Source organism: Thorsellia anophelis DSM 18579 (assembly GCF_900111395.1).
Lineage (GTDB): Bacteria > Pseudomonadota > Gammaproteobacteria > Enterobacterales > Thorselliaceae > Thorsellia > Thorsellia anophelis.
In genome coordinates this window covers 55,718-56,959 of record NZ_FOHV01000016.1, presented here as the reverse complement: position 1 = coordinate 56,959, position 1,242 = coordinate 55,718, and the positions used below count along the sequence as shown (strand labels likewise).

2 protein-coding genes are annotated in these 1,242 nt (G+C 35.7%); one reads left to right on the top strand and one right to left on the bottom strand.

All coding sequences use genetic code 11. From position 1 onward, the window contains the following. Positions 1-103: 103 nt before the first annotated feature. Positions 104-646, bottom strand: a complete 543-nt coding sequence (locus BMW37_RS10035; protein ID WP_093320487.1) for a transposase — start codon at positions 644-646, stop codon at positions 104-106. Positions 647-948: 302 nt separating this feature from the next. Between BMW37_RS10035 and BMW37_RS15150 the strand changes: the two genes are divergently transcribed. After that, a partial coding sequence (locus tag BMW37_RS15150; protein ID WP_218139516.1) for a hypothetical protein occupies positions 949-1,242 on the top strand: 294 nt, incomplete at its 3' end.

Genomic DNA, 1,242 nt, shown 5'->3' with positions numbered 1-1,242 from the left:
CGTGAACTAATTTCTAACACCTCACATGCGGACTCGATTCTGGCACCATGGTTGACGGCTTCTTTGATGCTGTTTATAGCCATTTGGCGGTCTTCACAGGTGATTAATCTTCCTGCGTTTCCCCCCAAATGGCTTTGGCCTTTTTTGAGAGTACCAACAACGCGGCGGTTTCAGATAAGGCTCGGTCTTTACGGGCAAGCTCTTTCTTGTAGTGGTTGATTTCTTTATCTTTTTCAGTTAATTTATGGCTCTCAGCAATCACATTCATTTCTTTCATGGCAAGCGCTTCTACGCACTCACTCAAGAGCGACTTAACCATGGCAATGTCATATCCATTTTCTCTGCAGTATCTTGCTAATTCTGCTTCATTTAATGTCGATGTAGCAATGATGATATTGAGTTTTTTCTGCGCTTCAGTGAGCTTATTAACAGGGATGGGTGATTTAGTTTTACTGTTTGTCTTTTTAGATGTTGTTTTATTTTTCATGCCGTTATCATTCAATCCTGCTTTAAGCTCAGTTTGCCATTTATAAAGTGTGCTTGTTGAGATGTTATAGTGTTGGGCTAATGCGGTGATACTCGTATAGTCACCATCCAATAATTTTGTCAAAATTGTTTCTTTGAATTCTACGGTAAATTTACTCATTTGTCTGTCCTTATTATGATTAAGTTATCAATGGACAGGTAGTGTGACATAGGGGGAAGCGAACCCTAAAATCTTAAGGAGCAACTAGCACTTAAAGAAGTAATGTCTGATCCAACAAAAGGAAAAAGGATAAGAGTGCCAATGACAGATAAAAGGTGACCAGGCTCAGAGGGATGGATTAAAATGAGTTATTATGTGAATGGAATAGAAATTCATTATGTCATAAATAAAAAAAACAGGTATGGTTGATGATTTTAAATTCAAATATTAACCACCTAAAAAAAATTAAAGGAGTGACAATTATGTTGGTAGAATGTATTTTTAATAAAGCAGAAGATTTTGGTGTTGAATATTTATCAGATAGTGAAACTGGTAAAAGTGTGTATTTCGACTATGAAATAGGTACTGAATATAAAGTTTACGGATTAAAGTTTCGTTCATATAGGGTCGACTATTTGGTTTGTAATAAATATGGAGATCCCAATTGGATTCCAGCTAATTTATTTAAAATTAAAGACAGTAGAATACCTTCTAATTGGGCAACATGTGTTACCTATTTAAGTGAAGAGTTTAAGCCACTGTATGATTATTTCCAG